This window comes from Paenibacillus antibioticophila (assembly GCF_000455265.1).
In the GTDB taxonomy this organism is placed as follows: Bacteria; Bacillota; Bacilli; order Paenibacillales; family Paenibacillaceae; genus Fontibacillus; species Fontibacillus antibioticophila.
This window is the reverse complement of the sequence record NZ_HG005139.1, coordinates 1,127,512-1,143,639: the sequence shown is the minus strand read 5'-3', so window position 1 is coordinate 1,143,639 and position 16,128 is coordinate 1,127,512. Positions and strand designations below refer to the sequence as shown.

Annotated in this window: 12 protein-coding genes; 5 read left to right on the top strand and 7 right to left on the bottom strand. The window is 51.4% G+C overall.

Annotated elements, in window-relative coordinates; genetic code table 11:
* The first annotated feature begins 82 nt into the window (after positions 1-82).
* The 4 genes from TX85_RS05010 (at position 83) to TX85_RS04995 (ending at position 3,157) form a co-directional block, all read left to right on the top strand.
* Positions 83-754, top strand: a complete 672-nt coding sequence (locus TX85_RS05010) for a response regulator transcription factor (protein ID WP_044478009.1) — start codon at positions 83-85, stop codon at positions 752-754.
* Positions 751-1,830: a HAMP domain-containing sensor histidine kinase gene (locus tag TX85_RS05005; RefSeq protein ID WP_044478008.1), complete on the top strand. Its 1,080-nt coding sequence runs from the start codon at positions 751-753 to the stop codon at positions 1,828-1,830. The genes TX85_RS05010 and TX85_RS05005 overlap by 4 nt, the downstream gene beginning before the upstream one ends.
* Complete coding sequence (locus TX85_RS05000) at positions 1,817-2,713, top strand: hypothetical protein (RefSeq protein WP_044478007.1); 897 nt, start codon at positions 1,817-1,819, stop codon at positions 2,711-2,713. Before TX85_RS05005 ends, TX85_RS05000 begins: the two co-directional genes overlap by 14 nt.
* 63 nt (positions 2,714-2,776) lie before the next feature.
* The gene (locus tag TX85_RS04995) at positions 2,777-3,157 is read left to right on the top strand and encodes a hypothetical protein (RefSeq protein ID WP_044478006.1); all 381 of its coding nucleotides are present in this window, start codon (positions 2,777-2,779) and stop codon (positions 3,155-3,157) included.
* 267 nt (positions 3,158-3,424) lie between these two features.
* On the opposite strand, the gene TX85_RS04985 is transcribed toward TX85_RS04995, so the two are convergent.
* The 6 genes from TX85_RS04985 to TX85_RS04960 form a co-directional block, all read right to left on the bottom strand.
* The gene (locus TX85_RS04985) at positions 3,425-6,157 is read right to left on the bottom strand and encodes an HAD-IC family P-type ATPase (RefSeq protein WP_044478004.1); all 2,733 of its coding nucleotides are present in this window, start codon (positions 6,155-6,157) and stop codon (positions 3,425-3,427) included.
* A gap of 434 nt (positions 6,158-6,591) precedes the next feature.
* Positions 6,592-7,815, bottom strand: a complete 1,224-nt coding sequence (locus tag TX85_RS04980) for an MFS transporter (RefSeq protein WP_233500612.1) — start codon at positions 7,813-7,815, stop codon at positions 6,592-6,594.
* On the bottom strand, positions 7,815-8,948 hold the full coding sequence (locus tag TX85_RS04975; RefSeq protein ID WP_044478002.1) for an MGDG synthase family glycosyltransferase: 1,134 nt from the start codon (positions 8,946-8,948) through the stop codon (positions 7,815-7,817). Before TX85_RS04975 ends, TX85_RS04980 begins: the two co-directional genes overlap by 1 nt.
* Before the next feature lie 19 nt (positions 8,949-8,967).
* Positions 8,968-9,489, bottom strand: coding sequence for a phosphatase PAP2 family protein (locus TX85_RS04970; RefSeq protein WP_081671729.1), 522 nt, complete (start codon positions 9,487-9,489; stop codon positions 8,968-8,970).
* A 92-nt stretch (positions 9,490-9,581) separates the two neighbouring features.
* Positions 9,582-10,184, bottom strand: a complete 603-nt coding sequence (locus TX85_RS04965; protein WP_044478001.1) for a YkoP family protein — start codon at positions 10,182-10,184, stop codon at positions 9,582-9,584.
* Between the two features lie 424 nt (positions 10,185-10,608).
* Complete coding sequence (locus TX85_RS04960) at positions 10,609-11,685, bottom strand: diguanylate cyclase domain-containing protein (protein ID WP_049894798.1); 1,077 nt, start codon at positions 11,683-11,685, stop codon at positions 10,609-10,611.
* Positions 11,686-11,853: 168 nt separating this feature from the next.
* On the opposite strand from TX85_RS04960, the gene TX85_RS04955 reads away from it, so the two are divergent.
* Positions 11,854-14,937, top strand: coding sequence for an ATP-binding protein (locus TX85_RS04955; protein ID WP_044478000.1), 3,084 nt, complete (start codon positions 11,854-11,856; stop codon positions 14,935-14,937).
* A gap of 19 nt (positions 14,938-14,956) precedes the next feature.
* Here TX85_RS04955 and TX85_RS04950 read toward each other — a convergent pair whose 3' ends face one another.
* Positions 14,957-16,117 (bottom strand): response regulator, encoded by a 1,161-nt coding sequence (locus TX85_RS04950; RefSeq protein WP_044477999.1) that lies wholly within the window; start codon positions 16,115-16,117, stop codon positions 14,957-14,959.
* Positions 16,118-16,128: the final 11 nt, after the last annotated feature.

Sequence of the window (16,128 nt, the reverse complement as noted above, 5' to 3'; positions counted from 1 at the left end):
ATAAAATGCTAAAAGCAAACAACAACATAACTTTAACAACTCTCCGTTATAATAAAATTAATTTCATGGGGAGGCTTATCCTATGTTCAAAATATTAGTTACCGAAGATAATAGAGAGTTGAATCACGCTATCTGCTCTTATTTAAATCAGAACGGATATCAGGCTGCAGGGTGTCTTAACGCGAATGAAGCCTACGACACCATGTATGGCAATCTATTCGATCTGATCGTCTCCGACATCATGATGCCCGAGATCGACGGCTTTGAATTTGCCGAAACCATCCGGGGGCTGAATCAAGAGATCCCGATCCTTTTTATAACGGCGCGAGATGATTTTGCCTCCAAACAACGGGGATTTCGTGCGGGAATCGACGACTATATGGTAAAGCCGATCGATTTGGATGAATTGCTGCTGCGTATTGGCGCATTGCTGCGCAGAGCGAAGATCGCGTCCAGCAAACGGCTGGAAATCGGAAATCTGATCCTGGATGCCGAAGAACATACTGCCTATTTAAAAGAAGAGGAAATTCCCTTGACCGTACGGGAATTCAACCTGTTGTACAAACTGCTGGCCTATCCAAAGAAAACCTTTACCCGCCTCCAATTAATGGACGAGTTCTGGGATTCCGAGACCTCCTCCAGCCCCAGAACCGTGGACGTGTATATGACAAAACTGCGGGATAAATTTTCCGAATGCAGCGAGTTCGAAATCGTCACCGTGCATGGATTGGGATACAAGGCGGTGTTGAAGTGAAAGGAAAGGAACTAAGCAAACTAACGACCCGCAGCCTGTTTTCCTGGTGGAATTATCTGATCTTTTTCCTGGTGATCTCATATGTGGTCGGTTGCAGTTTCCTGCTGTTTTTCGCCGGAATGGATATTTCGGAGGCGGAAGTCCGGCAAAATGCGCTAAGGACCTTCGGGAATGTGATTTTCCTTAGCTTGCTTTTTGGCTTGCTTGACGGGATTCGCCGAAAATATACCGTAGAGCTTCCCGTAAAACGAATTCTGGAAGCCACACGCCGCATCACGCAGGGCGATTTCAAAGCAAGAATCCGGACGATTCATGGATCGGACAGCAGAAATGAATTCGATATGATCATCGAAAATTTCAATCGGATGGCGAAGGAACTCTCCGGGATCGAAACGTTACGCGCGGACTTCATCGCGAATATCTCCCACGAACTGAAGACGCCGCTGGCCGTGATCCAAAATTATTCAACCTTGCTGCAAGCCCCCGCATTACCGGAATCGAAAAGAATAGAGTACGCCAAGACGCTCACCTCGGCTTCCCGCCGGCTGTCGGATTTGATCACTAACATCTTGAAGCTGAACAAGCTGGAGAATCAGGAGATTTTCCCGGATGTCCAAAAATTCAACCTCGGCGAGCAGCTGTCCGGATGCCTGTTGGGGTTTGAAAATATCTGGGAAGAGAAAGAATTGGAAATCGATACCAGCATTGAAGAAGACATCTTGATTGAAGCGGATACGGAGCTTTTGACGCTGGTGTGGAACAACCTTTTTTCCAATGCTCTGAAGTTTACCGAACCGCATGGCAAAATTACCGTCAGTTTGACGGCGGATGAAGACTGGGTTGTGGTTAAGGTCTCGGATACAGGCTGCGGGATGAGCCCGGAGGTAGGAATGCATATCTTTGAGAAATTCTATCAAGGCGATCCCTCGCGTGCGACGCAAGGCAACGGCCTTGGGCTTGCGCTGGTCAAGCGGGTCATTGATATTGTCGACGGCGAGATTAGGGTGGAGAGCGAAGCGGGAAAAGGAAGCACATTCCTTGTGAAGCTAAGGAGAACCAGTGATGAAACGAATTAAAGACGTCCTGTCCCGGTGGGTTCGACCCGGTATGATGTGGACGATAGTCCTCGTGATATTTGCGGTCGGATTGACCGTTTTCACCCTTTCAAGGGAGCGGACTGATACACCCTTGACCTATATTTCCTACGGAATCTCCGCTTACGCTCTGGTCGTCCTTATCGTGGCTGCCACAAACGGAGGACGAAGGATGAGCTTCATCATCCGCCAAAATCCGCTGATCTCACGCTACTTGAGCGACGCCAGACTTCGGGCGAGAATCTCCCTTTATCAAGGACTGTTCATCAATTCGCTGTTTGCCGTTTTCCATGTTCTGGCGAGCTGGATTTATACCTCTCTCTGGTTTGCCGCCGTAGCGAGCTACCATATTATCTTGAGCTTCATGCGCTTCCTTCTGCTGCGGAGTGAACAGATGAAGTCAAAGCTGGAAACGGATGAGGAGAAAATAGCGCACGAACTGCAACGTTATCGGCTGACGGGCCGGTTGCTGTTTGCGCTGAATATTGCCATGGTCGGTATGATGGTTCAGATGATCGAGAAAAACAAGGGAATTCATTCCCTGGGCCTGGCTATCTACGCCTTTGCCTTGTATGCCTTTTACAATTTAACCGTGGCCATCATCAATATGGTAAAATTCCGCAAAATGGATCGCCCTCTTTTGTCCGCAGCCAAAATGCTCAGCGTTGCGGGGGCATTGATGTCCATTCTGGCTCTGCAGTCGGCCATGATGACCCAGTTCGGCGAGGACCCTTTGTTGCGCCGATATATGAATAGCATAACCGGCACAAGCGTCAGCCTGACCGTAATCGCTATGGCCGTGTTTATGGTGGTTCGCGCCAAACGTGCGTTAAAAAAACTTCAACTAAATCATTCCGAAACATAACGTCATCATGATTTAAATAACTGCTTTCTAAAATAAATTTATAATTTAAAGGAGGCTATAGACATGGATGATGATAACAAAACTTTCACCTACATGTATTCCGCAAAACAACAAGAGGAAGTCAAAAGCATTCGCCAGAAGTATATCCCTAAGGAAGAAAATAAGATGGAACAACTGCGCAGGCTGGATAAAAGCGCCGAATCGCGTGGAACCTTCATTTCGATTCTGGTCGGTACGGTCGGCGCGCTGCTCCTTGGCCTTGGAATGAGCTGTACGATGGTTTGGGAAGACACCCTGATGGTCCCGGGCATCGTAATCGGGCTTATCGGTCTCGCGGGCGTAGCTCTGGCCTATCCGTTGTTCCAATCCATCACGAAAAAACAACGCGAGAAGCTGGCGCCGGAGATTATGCGGCTTAGCCAAGAGCTGATGGGTGAAAATTGAGAAGACGGCGTTTCCGGTTTGCAAGGCCGGAAAGATCGCCCCGAAGCCGAAACCGTACAAGACTCCCGAAAGCAAGAACATAAGGTTGCTGCTGGACAGCGTGATCTTGCTGTTACCTCCATCTCTGATAAGTGCCTTCATCATTTTTTCTGACGATCGTCAGAATGTAAAGCACGGCTATCGCCTCCGACAAAAAAACACCTCCCAGCTCATTGGATAACCCGAAGGCTGCCCAATGTGTCCAGGAGGTGTGTCAGAAGCTGTTCATTATTCGGAAGAAGATTGTGTAACGGTGCGCTGACGCGCTTCTTGCCGCATTCTAATTTCGCCTTTTTTCCTTGCTTGCAGACGCAGGCGAATGAATTTGTCAATTTCCGCAACGATAAGTACGATCAATCCACACAGAACAGCAATCGCCCACTCCACCAGCGTCATAGAAGCGGTATGGAAAGCTCCCTGCATAAACGGTGCGTAAGTCAGAATCAGTTGCAGCAAAATCATGATTCCAATAATCAAAAATGCCTTCGGATTAGTAAAGAACGAAGAAGAGAAGGCCAGCCTGGAAGTGCGAATATTAAACAGATAGAAGATCTTGCTCATCACGATAATGTTCACCATCATCGTACTGGCTATAGCTTGATCAGCCCCCATGTATATAAGCCAATCATAAGCGATCAGACTAACGATAGCCATCAGAACCGAAACGTAAGCCATCTGAAAAATATCATGCTTACTCATCAGCGCCCCGCCCGTTCTTCTCGGCGGCCTGTTCATAATTCCCTCTTCAGCCGGTTCAAAAATAAAGGCAAACTGAATCGTAATGGCGGACACCATGTTAATCCATAGCAACTGGGATGCTTGAAGCGGCATACTTTGCTGCATCAAAATGGTAAAGGCAATAATTAATCCTTCTGCAAAAGAGGTTGGCAGCAGGAAGAGAATACTCTTCTTGATATTATCATAAATGCGGCGCCCTTCTTTAATAGCTACAGACATCGTTGCAAAGTTATCATTAGCCAAAATCATATCGGCAGAATCCTTGGCCACATCGGTCCCCTTGATCCCCATGGCTATGCCGATATCCGCTTTCTTCAGCGCCGGGGCATCATTGACGCCATCGCCTGTCATAGCGGTAACCTTCTTGCTTGCCTGAAGCGCGGAGACAATCTCCAGCTTGTTCTTAGGCGTGGTTCGGGCAAACACCTGATGCTTCAATGCAGCTTCCTTCTGCTCATCTGCGGATAGCTGATCCCACTCCGGCCCCGTAATCACTTGTATTTCATCGGCCAGCCCCAGCTTCTCGCCAATCGTCTTGGCCGTGAGCGGATGATCGCCTGTAATCATCTTGACCTCAACGCCTGCCTGACGCATCACCTTCAACGCATCAATAACTTCCTCGCGCGGAGGGTCGATGATTCCCGCTACGCCCAGGAATTGAATTCCCGAGTGAAGCAGTTCATGACTAATCTCTTCCATATCATCCGGGCAGTGTTTATACCCGACAGCAACGACGCGCTTTCCCTGGAGCGAAAGCTCCCGGACGATCCGATTCCACTTGTTCTGATCAAAGCCCTCATCGCACTTGCTGGCCATCGGAAACAATTTGTCTGGGGAACCTTTAATAAACAACAGCTTCTGCCTGGACTCTTTATGCATAACCAGCTTAGCCATATACCGGTAATCGGAGTCAAATGGAAGCATATCCAATTCGATATATTGGCTTTCTTGCCTATAATCAAAAATTTTATGATACAAAGTCAGGAAGGCGCCATCCGTAGGCTCGCCATTCAAGGACCAGGTGTCCTGCTCATGCAGGAGCAAGGTATCGTTGGCTTCGTAACCGGCCTCCAGAAACAGCCGCAGCCGAGGCTTCAATTCAACGGGTTCACCGAACTCTCTGATTTCCCCTTCCGGCTTGTAGCCGTCCCCTGTCACTTCATAGTGATAGTTATCTATATAAATGTCTTTAACGGTCATCTCATTTTTCGTCAGGGTTCCCGTCTTGTCTGTCGCAATGATGTCAACGGACCCTAAAGTTTCAACGGCTGGAAGCGATTTGACGATCGTATGCTTTCTCTTCGCCATGTCGCTTACGCCCATCGCCAATATGACTGAGGTTGTAGCGGGAAGGCCTTCAGGAATAGAGCCAACGACCATGGTCACTACGGCTAATGAAAGAACAGACAAGGAGTAGATTTCCATGAACAACCCCATGATAAAGAGAACTACGGCCGCACCAATGACGACATAAGAAACACCTTTACCCAAACCGTCAATTTCTTTCATCAAAGGGGTCTTTCTTTCCTGTACCCCTTGAACCTCCATGGAAATTTTCCCTATTTCCGTGTTCTCGGCTGTTGCAACGACCACGCCCAGCCCGCTGCCATTCGTTACAGATGTGGAAGCAAATGCCATGTTTATTTGATCTGCCAGTGCAACATTTTCCGCTGTCAGCTCTTGCGTCACCTTCTCAACGGAGTCAGCTTCTCCCGTTAAGGCAGATTCCTGAATTCTTAAGTTATCGGCATCTACGATCCGCAAATCCGCAGGCACGCTGTCGCCAGCTTCGAGAAATACAACATCCCCAACAACCAATTCCTCGGCAGGAATATCGATTCGGGCGCCATCCCGGTATACGGTTGCCTGAGTGGACAGCATTCCCTTGATCTTCTCAAGCGCGTCGGAGGCGTTGGCTTCTTGATAGTAGCCGATCAGGGCGTTAATGACGACCACGAGGCCAATAATGATGGCATCTGAGATATGCCCCATGACTACAGTCAAAAATGCGGCAAAAATCAAGATATAGATAATCATGTTGTTAAATTGCCGAACGAACAGCTTCCATTTGGGGACTCTTTCGCCAACCAGCTTATTCGGCCCGTACAAATTCAGACGCTTCCTGGCTTCGGCATGACTCAAGCCAGATTCGAAATTCCCCTGCTCATAATGGCTTGCCAAATGCTCAACCGTTGTTTGATAATGCTCGGATTGTGTTTTCATTTCATTTACATCCTCCCGTATTTTCTTAAAAGAGCAAACAAAAATAGCACCTCATCACAATTGATGACGCACCTGGTCTACTCCATTTGAAAATACGAGACATCATAGAAGCTACACCTATCGCTCCTGTCACTGGACATTCCTTACCACCCCCATAAATATTATAGCTACAAAACTAGCATATACAGTCCTACTTGTCAAATGCTGGTCGGCTCCCGCCATACGAATCACAATTTACACACCTTGGGCGAGAAAACGCAAGCTTTTCTCGCCAGCATTCTGTTTTGCGCCCGCTAAATTAATGCCAACCATTTTACATTCGTTAAACTTGGTTCTATGAGAAATATTCTAGGCGATTCTATTTTCAATCTTTCTCCACTCAAGTGCCTCGGACCCCTCTCTCCAGAATTCAGAACATCAGTTCTCATTATATCTTAAGATACCCGGTCACGTCCATGAGCATTCTCCTTCTTATGCTGCAAAGTCCCGCCAGCCGAGACAAGCTTGCTTTGCGGCAAAATCAAATAAAAAATTGCAAGAGCTGCCAGCATAGTAATGCTGATGCTAATGGCCGCAGCATTCGTATAATGGCTGGCCATCCATCCTCCGATAACCGGACCGATCATAATGCCAAGCCCTTCAATCCCGGAGAGCACTCCCCACCCGGTCCCCTTCTGATCCTCCGGAACAAGATACGACAGCACCGCATTCCAGGCCGGAAGCACAACGGAGTAGGACAACCCCAGCATAAAGGCAAACAGCATCGTTAATGCAGGCGACGGCATGGATAGGACTAACAGAGTCAATACAACCGTAAGCGCTACGAAGCCGGCGACCAGCATTTGCTTGTGTCCCCATCGATCGGCCAGCTTCCCCATCGGGACAAGGAACAGCATCGCCCCGGCTCCACCCAACATGAGCATTAGCGAATATTGCGGCTGGCTTAAGCCGAGATGGTCAGCGGCAAAACTGGGCAGTATCGGCAGCAGCAGTCCTGCGGCGGTCATCTGCAGGACCATGCCTGGCAGCAGCCATTTCAGCTGAACGAGCCTTCTCCGCAATCCTGCCGCTTGTTCGGCAAAGCTGACGTTCTGGAGCTGCAAGGGGGTTGTTCTGTTAATCGCAAACGATAGAATGCAGCCCACGGCGAGCAGCGCAATCATCAGCCGGAAGGCAGGTTCAAAGCCATAATCAAAGGTAAGATTGATCGTGACCGGCCCCAGACCAATACTGGCCAGCCAGACGGTATATATTGCTCCCATCTGGGCCGCCCGCTCTGTCAGCCGGATTTTCTCCAGACAAATAAGCCATATCGGCGACGCCCCCATCCCAAGCATCACGGAACCGGCAACGAGGCCCCAAGCATACGGACTAAAGAACACGATGGCCAGTCCGGACAGCATCATGACAAAAGTAGCGGGCAGCAGCCAGCGCAGTGAAAACCTGTCCAGCAAATATCCAGCCACACATTTAATCAGCGTGTCGGCTGTATAATGAAGCGAGACGGCAAGACCGACCAAAGCAACGGTATGACCCGATTCGTTGACGGCAAAGTTCGGCAGGAACGAAAACAAGAAAGCACTCCTGACAAACTCTGTGCAAAAAAGCACCATAAATAGCGTCAGAGTAGAAAGCTTGAATTTACTTCTTCCGTTCATCACATTCCACTCCTTCTAATGGGACTTGTCTCCGGAAACAAATGACGGACAATATGGTCCGCAGCCGCTTCCTGTCTTGCTGCAAGCAGCCCATTTATCATGGTCTGCTTGATGGACGCAGAGGAAATCATCGCTTGAATCCGCAGCACCAGATCATGAATCGTAAAGGCTACGACGGCCGCTCCTTTGCGCTGCAAATACAGGGCATTTTCCTTCTCCTGCCCCATAAACGGCTTGAGGATAAAAATCGGAACCGCAGCCTGAATCGTCTCGGATAGTGTAACACCTCCTGCTTTCGTGACGATACAGCAGGCGCTGCTCATCAGAACGTCCAATTGATCGGTGAAGCCGATTACATCCACCCTTGCCTCAACCGCCCAGTTCTCCGCAAGCTTCCGTCTCCACCCTTCCTGCCGGCCGCAAATCACTTGAATTCGGACGCCCGACAAAAGCAGCAGCTCCCTAATGAGCCGCGATAGCGAATGCAATGTGCCGCAAACATTAGCCATAAGCAGAATCACCTGCTCATTTGCTTCTTTGCCGGAGCCGAAGCCGCGCATTGCCGCCTTATCAAATGAGTCTCTAACCGGAACACCGGTCACAGTAATACGATTCTCAGGGACTCCCTGCCGAATCATTGCCTCTTTCACATCGCTGGCAGGGACAAAATAATGATCTGGCTTGGAGAACAGCCATCTTTGGTGAACCTCAAAGTCCGTTATGACAACCGCAGTTCTGGGGCGGAGCCCGGATAATGCCTCCCTGCTTGGCAAGCTGCCAAACGGGAATGTATATATGACGACCTCCGGCTTGTACTGGAGGATGATCTCCTTGAGCCTGTCGCCGCCAAGGCTGTTCATCCAGGTTGCGATCCTCCCCTTCATAGGGAGCCGATTGGTCAGATGGTAGGACCATCCGTAATAGGGAATGCCCAAGGTGGCTGCATGCTGGCTTTGCCGATACAGATAGCGAAAGATTTTGTTCATTACAGGATAAGCTTCCCGGAACAAGTCTACAACCGTCACCTGATTATAACCATTGCGGATCAGGCTTTGCTGCAACACCTTGGACACCTGATGATGACCTTCGCCGTAATCGGCCGTTAAAATTAAAATCCGAGCTTCTTGTCCCATTACTGTCACCTCATAAAATTCAACTATGCATAAACATAACAACCAGCACCGCTGTGAGAAATCCGACCATCCCGCCGGCCACACAATCGATCGGATAATGGTATCCCCAATAAATCCGCGATATAGCCACCAATAAGGCCAGACCCATCAAGGCCAGCATAATTGCCGGCGATGAGACCAACAAAAATGGTGTAACCAGAGCGAAAATAGCAGTGGTATGACCCGAAGGGAAGGAATAATCCTTCAAAGGGTATTTGCCTACCTTCACCTGCTCCAGCGTGCGGAAAGGCCGGTCTCTGCGCACCTTTCTCTTGATCAAGACAGCAACGATATGGCTGGCGGCCAGCGCGATCAAGCTTTGCAGTCCGATTCTGCTAAGCTCCCCCTTGGTAAACCATACCAGAAACAATGCGCAAATAATCGTAAACGAAGCTCCGCCCAAATGGGTAATCCATCCGAACAATCGGTCCAGCTTCCGACTGCTAATCCGCCGGTTGAACCAGAAGAATATCATTCGATCCATTCGCCTGATCCACTGCATTCTGCTTTCCGTCTCCATTCCTTGTTTTTTCAATCGGTTGATATTCATTCCTTATCTTCCCCCGCTCGCCCACTCACGACGCGCTTAGTATCTTATTCCTTTGAAACGGGCAGCTTCTTCACCGTCATAAACCGGTTCCTTAGCGAGCCGCGCGAGTGAATCAGCATCATCGGTATCAATTGTTCGGTCTTTCGGCTAATCCGCCTCTTGCCTTCAGGATGCATAACGGATAACAACAAGCGGAGATAAGCCGTTGTAATGCGTTGGAACAGATCGGACTTCATCGGCTGCTGTTCAAAACCAAGACCATGCGTCAAGCCACGATGAAGCAGCGTAATGCCGACTAACGCCTTCACCTCTTTGAACTCCGGCTGAATTGCAAAGGCCTCGCTGATTTGCTGCATGGATTTCCGTGTAAGCCGGGCTGTCATGAGCGCCGCGCGGTCTGAGCCTTCGGATTTGATCAGTGCCAGGATCGTTTCATTATTGAGATGGAGCTCCCCGACCAGGTCGCCTTTATTGATAATGGTTGAGTCCGCACAGACGATACTCTCCCCCCGATGCTTCTTAATCATGACTTTGCAAATTCCAAAGTGTGATGTATGCGAGCCGCGAAAGCGCGAGATCCAATCGAACCCTCTTTCCCACACCATCCAGGCCGCCTGCATAGAAGATTTGCATAAATGCAGCAACATTGATCCATCCACTCCTCATTTTTATTTTAATCTAAGGAATGGATTGAGACGATTTAGCTGAAATCATATTCCCCTATCAATTCCTTAATTATCATAGGCGATTTAGCTGACGGAGCATATGGGCTGAGGTACTGGTTGGTCCCCCGTCTTAAGACGGAGGCGGTGCATCCGGCTTGCCGCTTAAAGCATGCAGGCTACTGCGATAAATCACGGTGAATACTTACGAAAGGCTTCATTTATTTAGCGGGGAATGAGTAGGAAAAATACAAAAAAAAGCGGAATGTAAAGATTGCGGCGCCCCAAAGCAAGCAGGCCTCCCCCGTGCCGCGCAATAGCAAAAAAACCGCAGCGCCCTCAACCGGGGCCAACTGCGGCTTCTTATTCACAAGCGAGTATATCAGTCTATGCCATTACCGCGCTTTCATCATGCCATCTTACCCTGCTTATCCCCGCTCAAGGCGTGATCCGCGGGTTCCTCGTAAACGCAGTAGCGGTTTTTCCCCAGTTTTTTGGCCTGGTACATCGCCAGATCCGCCGTTCTCAGCAGGATAGACCGGTCGGATTCCCGGGGGGAGCCAAGTCGAATGCCGATGCTTGCGGTAACGAAACATTCGCGGTCATCGAAGTGAAACGGTCTCTGGATACTGCTAAGAATATCCTCGGCCAACCGCTCCGCCCGTTCCCTGCTGCAGGGCTGCACGATGAACAGAAATTCGTCTCCGCCGATCCGGTATACCTGCTGATCGCTGCACACGAACTGGCGAAGTCGGAGCCCCAATTCCTGAACCAGCAGATCGCCCATAGTATGCCCGAACGTATCATTCACCTTCTTAAAATGATCCAGGTCGAGAAACAGAAGACCCAGGGCGCCTTCGTTTTGGTACGTATCAAAATATCGGTTCATTTCGTTCCGGTTCGACAATCCGGTAAGCGGGTCCCGGTAAGCCATCTGCTCCAGCATGCGGCGATCAGCCACCCATGCCAGCCAAGAAATGAGAAAAGTGAGTAGCAAGGCTGCTGTGATCCCGTAAATCGCCAGCATATCGACGGAGATGCCGGTTCGCAGGGTCCCTCCTTCTCCGGAGTAGCCCGGAACACCGCCCGCTTTCAAGCTGGCGAAGTGCATGCCCGTCAATCCTAGCCCCATGGTCAAAGCTCCCACAGCAATCCCGTAACCGCTGCCTTGCTTAATCTGCAAAAGGTAAAACGCGATAAAAGAGCAAAGCGTGCAAATGGCAATCGAAAACAAGATGGCCCCGGCCTCGAATCTCAAAGCACGGTACGGTTCGTACGCCAGCAGGCTGATCATATGTGCCGCCCAGAGACCCACGCCCATCACCATGCCGCCGCCGCACAACATAAGCGCTCTGGTTTTTCCGTCTGTTCGTGGCGTTTTTGTTATTTTGACCGCTATGCTCAAAGCGGAAAACGATGCCAATACCGCTACTGCCGCCGAAAGCGCGACTATATTCATGTCAAATCCGCCGTCCTTGATGTCCATTTCGTTCACTCCCAAATAAAAAACGTTAAATCAATCTACATCTCCCCATTTTCCCACGTGGGTCTCTACATTTTCTCGACAGCAGCGAAGGTTGGGAATCATACTGTTATTGTCGCAATCGGGCAAGAAAAAGGAAAAAGAGGCCTGCTTAGCGAATGTAAAGTGATTATGGGAACTAAAAAAACATTACTCATCATTGCGCTTTTCGTTATCGCTATTTCCGGAATCCGCCTTGCATGGCTCGGATTTCACCATACCGTCGACTATCCGCAAGCATCGGGCGGGATTCTGGACCTCCGGGGCTTGAGTCTCCCCCCAAACCATACAATTCCGCTGGAAGGAGAATGGGAATTTTACCCGGACGAGCTGATCGTGCCTGCGTCGGATCCGGGAGAAGAGACTGCCGTTTCTCGTGGTAATACCTATATTCCCGTGCCGGGAGCTTGGCAGAAGAATTTTCCGAAAGAACACCAAGGTTCCTATTATTTCGGAACCTACCGTTTGCGAATCTTCATGGACGAGGAGACGGCAGCTTCCACTTACCTGCTGCGCACAGGCGACATCAAACGCGCTTCCGCCGTATACGTCAACGGGCGGTGGGCCGCAGGCGAAGGGTATCCTGCGGAACGGGAGCAGGATTTCCGGGCAAAGTATCTGCCGTATAGCGTGCCGACACCGTCCGGCGCGACCCGGCTGGACATCGTGATTCATGTAGCCAGCCATACCGGCGATGGCGGCATTGTCGAACCGATCCATTTCGGGACGGAAACCGCGATGAATAGCCGCATATTGAAGTCTATGGCGCTGCAGGGGTTGCTGTGCGCCGTACTGCTGGTTCACGGTATCTACGCGATCATGCTGTATTTGTTGGGAGCGCCCAGGAAGGGGCTGCTCTATTTCGCCGCCGTGGTCGTCTGCGCCATCGTTAGCGTCATAGGAGCAGATGACAAACTGCTCTACGTGTGGTTTCCGCAGCTTCCCTTCGAATTCGGCGTAAGAATCGTGCTGCTGTCCTATATCGGGGTCGTTTCCTTTATTCCTCCGCTGGTGAAAAATATGTTTCCAAACACCGGCCATCCCGTTTTGCTTCGCATCTTTGCTTATTTTTCCGGCGGTTATGCCCTGTTCGTGCTGATTTTTCCTACGCGGGTTACGATCCCTACGGAGCGGGGGCTGCTGACGACCGTGCTGCTGTCGTCGGTTCTGATCATGGCTTTTCAGCTGCAAAAAGCCATCCGCAACCAGCAGGACGTCATTTTCCTGCTGCTGGCCTGCGCAAGCTTGGGTACCAACATCGTTTGGACTATCGCCCAAAGCCGGCTTGACCTATACATGATGCATTACCCGTTTGACCTGATCTTCACCGTCCTGGCGTTTGCCGCTTTTTGGTTCAAGCGGTTTTTTCGAACCACCCAGCAAACGGAACGACTGGCTGGCCAGCTGCAGTTGGCCAACCGGCAAAAGGACGATTTTCTCGTCAATACCTCGCACGAATTAAGGAACCCGCTGCACGGCATCATGAACATCACCCAAAGCGTCCTGGACGATCGGGAACACCCGGCGAGCGAACCCCAGCGCCAAAAATTGGAGGTTCAGCTGTCCGTGGCCAGACGTATGTCGCGGCTGCTCGACGACCTGCTGGATGCGACCCGGCTGAAGGAGAACACGCTTCGGCTGGAATTTTCCGACGTCAAACTGCAAAATGTGGTGTCGGGCACCCTGCAAATGCTCGGATATCTGCTCGAAGGCAAGCCGATACGCGTGCGCATCGGCATCCCGGACAGCTTCCCGCCGGTCCGGGCCGACGAGAACCGGTTGATTCAAATCCTGTTTAACCTGCTGCATAACGCCGTCAAATTCACCGACCGCGGCGAAATCGCCCTGGAAGCCGACGTAAAAGGCGAGATGGCCTGCATTCGCGTCAAGGATACGGGCATCGGCATGGATGAGGAGACCTGCCGGCGCATCTTTTTGCCATATGAACAAGGCCCGTCAACGATGATAAGAGCCGACGGCGGGTTCGGATTGGGCCTCAGCATTTGCAAGCAGCTGGTCGCCCTGCATGGCGGGACTTTGGAGGTGTCTTCCGTTCCGGGCCGCGGCTCCGTCTTCACCTTTACGCTGCCTCTGGCCGAAGAAGCGGAACGCATCCGCGAGACGGCCGATACGGCCCCAGTGACGATGCCGGTCCTTGACGAAGCGACAACAGCCAGCGGCGCAGAGGAGTTGCGGGATCCACCGACGGCGCAGCCGCTTATGAACAGCAGCAAGCCCGTCATTCTGGCAGTCGATGACGACCCGCTCAATCTGAAAATTCTGGCGGATTTGCTCGGGCCGGCCGAATACGAAATCGTCACCGCATCGAGCGCCGAGGAAGCGCTCGGCTTATTGAAGCGCGGAAAATTCGATCTGGTCATCGCCGATGTGATGATGCCGAACGTTTCGGGCTACGAACTGACACGCGATATCCGCCGCCGCTATTCTATCTCCGAGCTTCCGGTTCTCCTGCTGACGGCCCGAAATCGGCCGGAGGATATTTACACCGGCTTTGAGTCCGGCGCCAACGATTATGTGACCAAACCGGTTGAGGCCTGGGAGTTGAGATCACGGGTACAGGCGTTAGCCCAGTTGAAGGTGTCGATTGAGGAGCGGCTGCGCCTGGAAGCCGCCTGGCTGCAAGCCCAAATCCAACCGCATTTTCTGCACAATACGATTAATTCCATCGCCGCACTCGGCACGATGGACATCGACAAAATGCAGCGGCTGCTGGAGGAGTTCAGCAGCTACCTGCGTACAAGCTTTGGCTTTCACAATTCCGATCGGGTCGTGCCGGTTGGGCACGAGCTAGAGCTCGTCCGCTCCTACCTGTTCATCGAGAAGGAACGCTTCGGCGACCGGCTGAACGTCCGCTGGGACCTGGACGAAGACCTGCATTTCATGCTCCCTCCACTGTCCATCCAGACGCTGGTGGAGAACGCCGTCAATCACGGCATTCTTAGACGCTCCCAAGGAGGCACGCTGGAAATCCGGATCCTCCGCTCCGCCGAAGGCTTCGTAGTTAGTGTGAGCGACGACGGCGTCGGCATGAGCGAGGAACGGCAGCGTCTGATTTTCGAATCCTCCGCCGGCCCCGGCCAGGGGGTCGGACTGCGGAATACGGACCGCCGCCTCAAGCAGTATTATGGTGAAGGGCTGCGGATTCGCAGCGCCTCGGGCAAAGGCACTTCGGTCTCTTTTCATATCCCCGCATGAAAAAAAAGCCTTCCCGCAGCTATACGCTGCTTTTGGGAAGGCTTTTTTGAGTAAGCGACCAGTCGCGGTACCATTTGGCGATCAGAGGGCTTGGCGGTTCGTTGAGCTCTTCGGCCAGCACCTCTTCCAAGCGGCGGTATTGGCGATGCACGAGGGCGTGATTGTCCAGCAAAGCATACAACTTCATCAGGGCGAAATGGGCTTCTTCCGCCAACGGGTAGCGATCACAGATATGCTGATACCGCTTGAGCGCCTGTTCCAGTCCTCCGTGCGAAGCATGCCACTCGGCCAATTGGGTAGCGATTTGAAGCCACAGCGATTTCAACCGGTAGCGTTCGCTTTCCGCCCACCAATACTCGTAATCTTGCAGATAGTCCCCTTGGCAGATGTCCAATGCTACTTCATAATCAGCGACGGTGCCTTCATGGAGCGGTGTCCCGGAGGCGGTGAATCGCTCCCATTCCTCCACGTCCAGCCTCACGTTCTCAAGGTGCAGCATATACCCGTCTGTAGCGCTGGAAATATGCACGTGTTCGCCAAAAGGCTCCAGCGTTTTTCGGATATGGTAAACCGCCGTATATAATTGGGAAAAAGCCCTGCCAGGCTCGTACTCCGGCCACAGCAAATCGATCAGTGCGGATTTCCGGACAAGCTGTCCCCGATACTGCAGCAAATACAGGAACAATTCCTGCGCCTTGGTCGTCCGCCAGCGAACCGGAGCGATTTGGCGGTCGCGGGTCTCAATCTGCAGCTGCTGAAACATCCTGATCCTTAACGGCTCGCCAGGTTCGGAACGGGGTTCCCGCCGCTGCGGCCGGCTTCCCAAGCGCTCCTGAATCCGCCGCAAGGTGATCTCCAGGCGTTCTTTGCGGACCGGCTTCATAACATAATCAAGCGCATTCAGCTCGAAGGCTTTGATCGCGTATTCGTCGTAAGCCGTTACGAATACGACGTTAAGCTGCGGCTTGTCCTGAAGCAGTTGCTCCGCCAATTCGATACCGTTGATTTCGGGCAGGTGGATATCCAGGAACACCACGTCCAATTCCTCCGCCAAGGCAAACCGCTTGCCTTCGTATGGATCGGCAAACTTGCCGCAGATCTCGATTTCTGATACTTTTCGCAATTGGTGCTCCAAATAATTCAAAGCCAGGTGCTCATCATCTACCAAGATTACCTTCATCCGACAGCTCC

Excerpts from the sequence above, each read along its gene's own strand:
- TX85_RS04975 (WP_044478002.1), bottom strand. The coding sequence starts at position 8,948 with ATGGGACAAGAAGCTCGGATTTTAATTTTAACGGCCGATTACGGCGAA.
- TX85_RS04970 (WP_081671729.1), bottom strand. The coding sequence starts at position 9,489 with ATGCAGTGGATCAGGCGAATGGATCGAATGATATTCTTCTGGTTCAAC.
- TX85_RS04995 (WP_044478006.1), top strand. The coding sequence starts at position 2,777 with ATGGATGATGATAACAAAACTTTCACCTACATGTATTCCGCAAAACAA.
- TX85_RS04950 (WP_044477999.1), bottom strand. The coding sequence starts at position 16,117 with ATGAAGGTAATCTTGGTAGATGATGAGCACCTGGCTTTGAATTATTTG.
- TX85_RS04980 (WP_233500612.1), bottom strand. The coding sequence starts at position 7,815 with ATGAACGGAAGAAGTAAATTCAAGCTTTCTACTCTGACGCTATTTATG.
- TX85_RS04985 (WP_044478004.1), bottom strand. The coding sequence starts at position 6,157 with ATGAAAACACAATCCGAGCATTATCAAACAACGGTTGAGCATTTGGCA.
- TX85_RS04960 (WP_049894798.1), bottom strand. The coding sequence starts at position 11,685 with ATGGACATCAAGGACGGCGGATTTGACATGAATATAGTCGCGCTTTCG.
- TX85_RS05010 (WP_044478009.1), top strand. The coding sequence starts at position 83 with ATGTTCAAAATATTAGTTACCGAAGATAATAGAGAGTTGAATCACGCT.
- TX85_RS04955 (WP_044478000.1), top strand. The coding sequence starts at position 11,854 with ATGGGAACTAAAAAAACATTACTCATCATTGCGCTTTTCGTTATCGCT.
- TX85_RS04965 (WP_044478001.1), bottom strand. The coding sequence starts at position 10,184 with ATGTTGCTGCATTTATGCAAATCTTCTATGCAGGCGGCCTGGATGGTG.
- TX85_RS05000 (WP_044478007.1), top strand. The coding sequence starts at position 1,817 with ATGAAACGAATTAAAGACGTCCTGTCCCGGTGGGTTCGACCCGGTATG.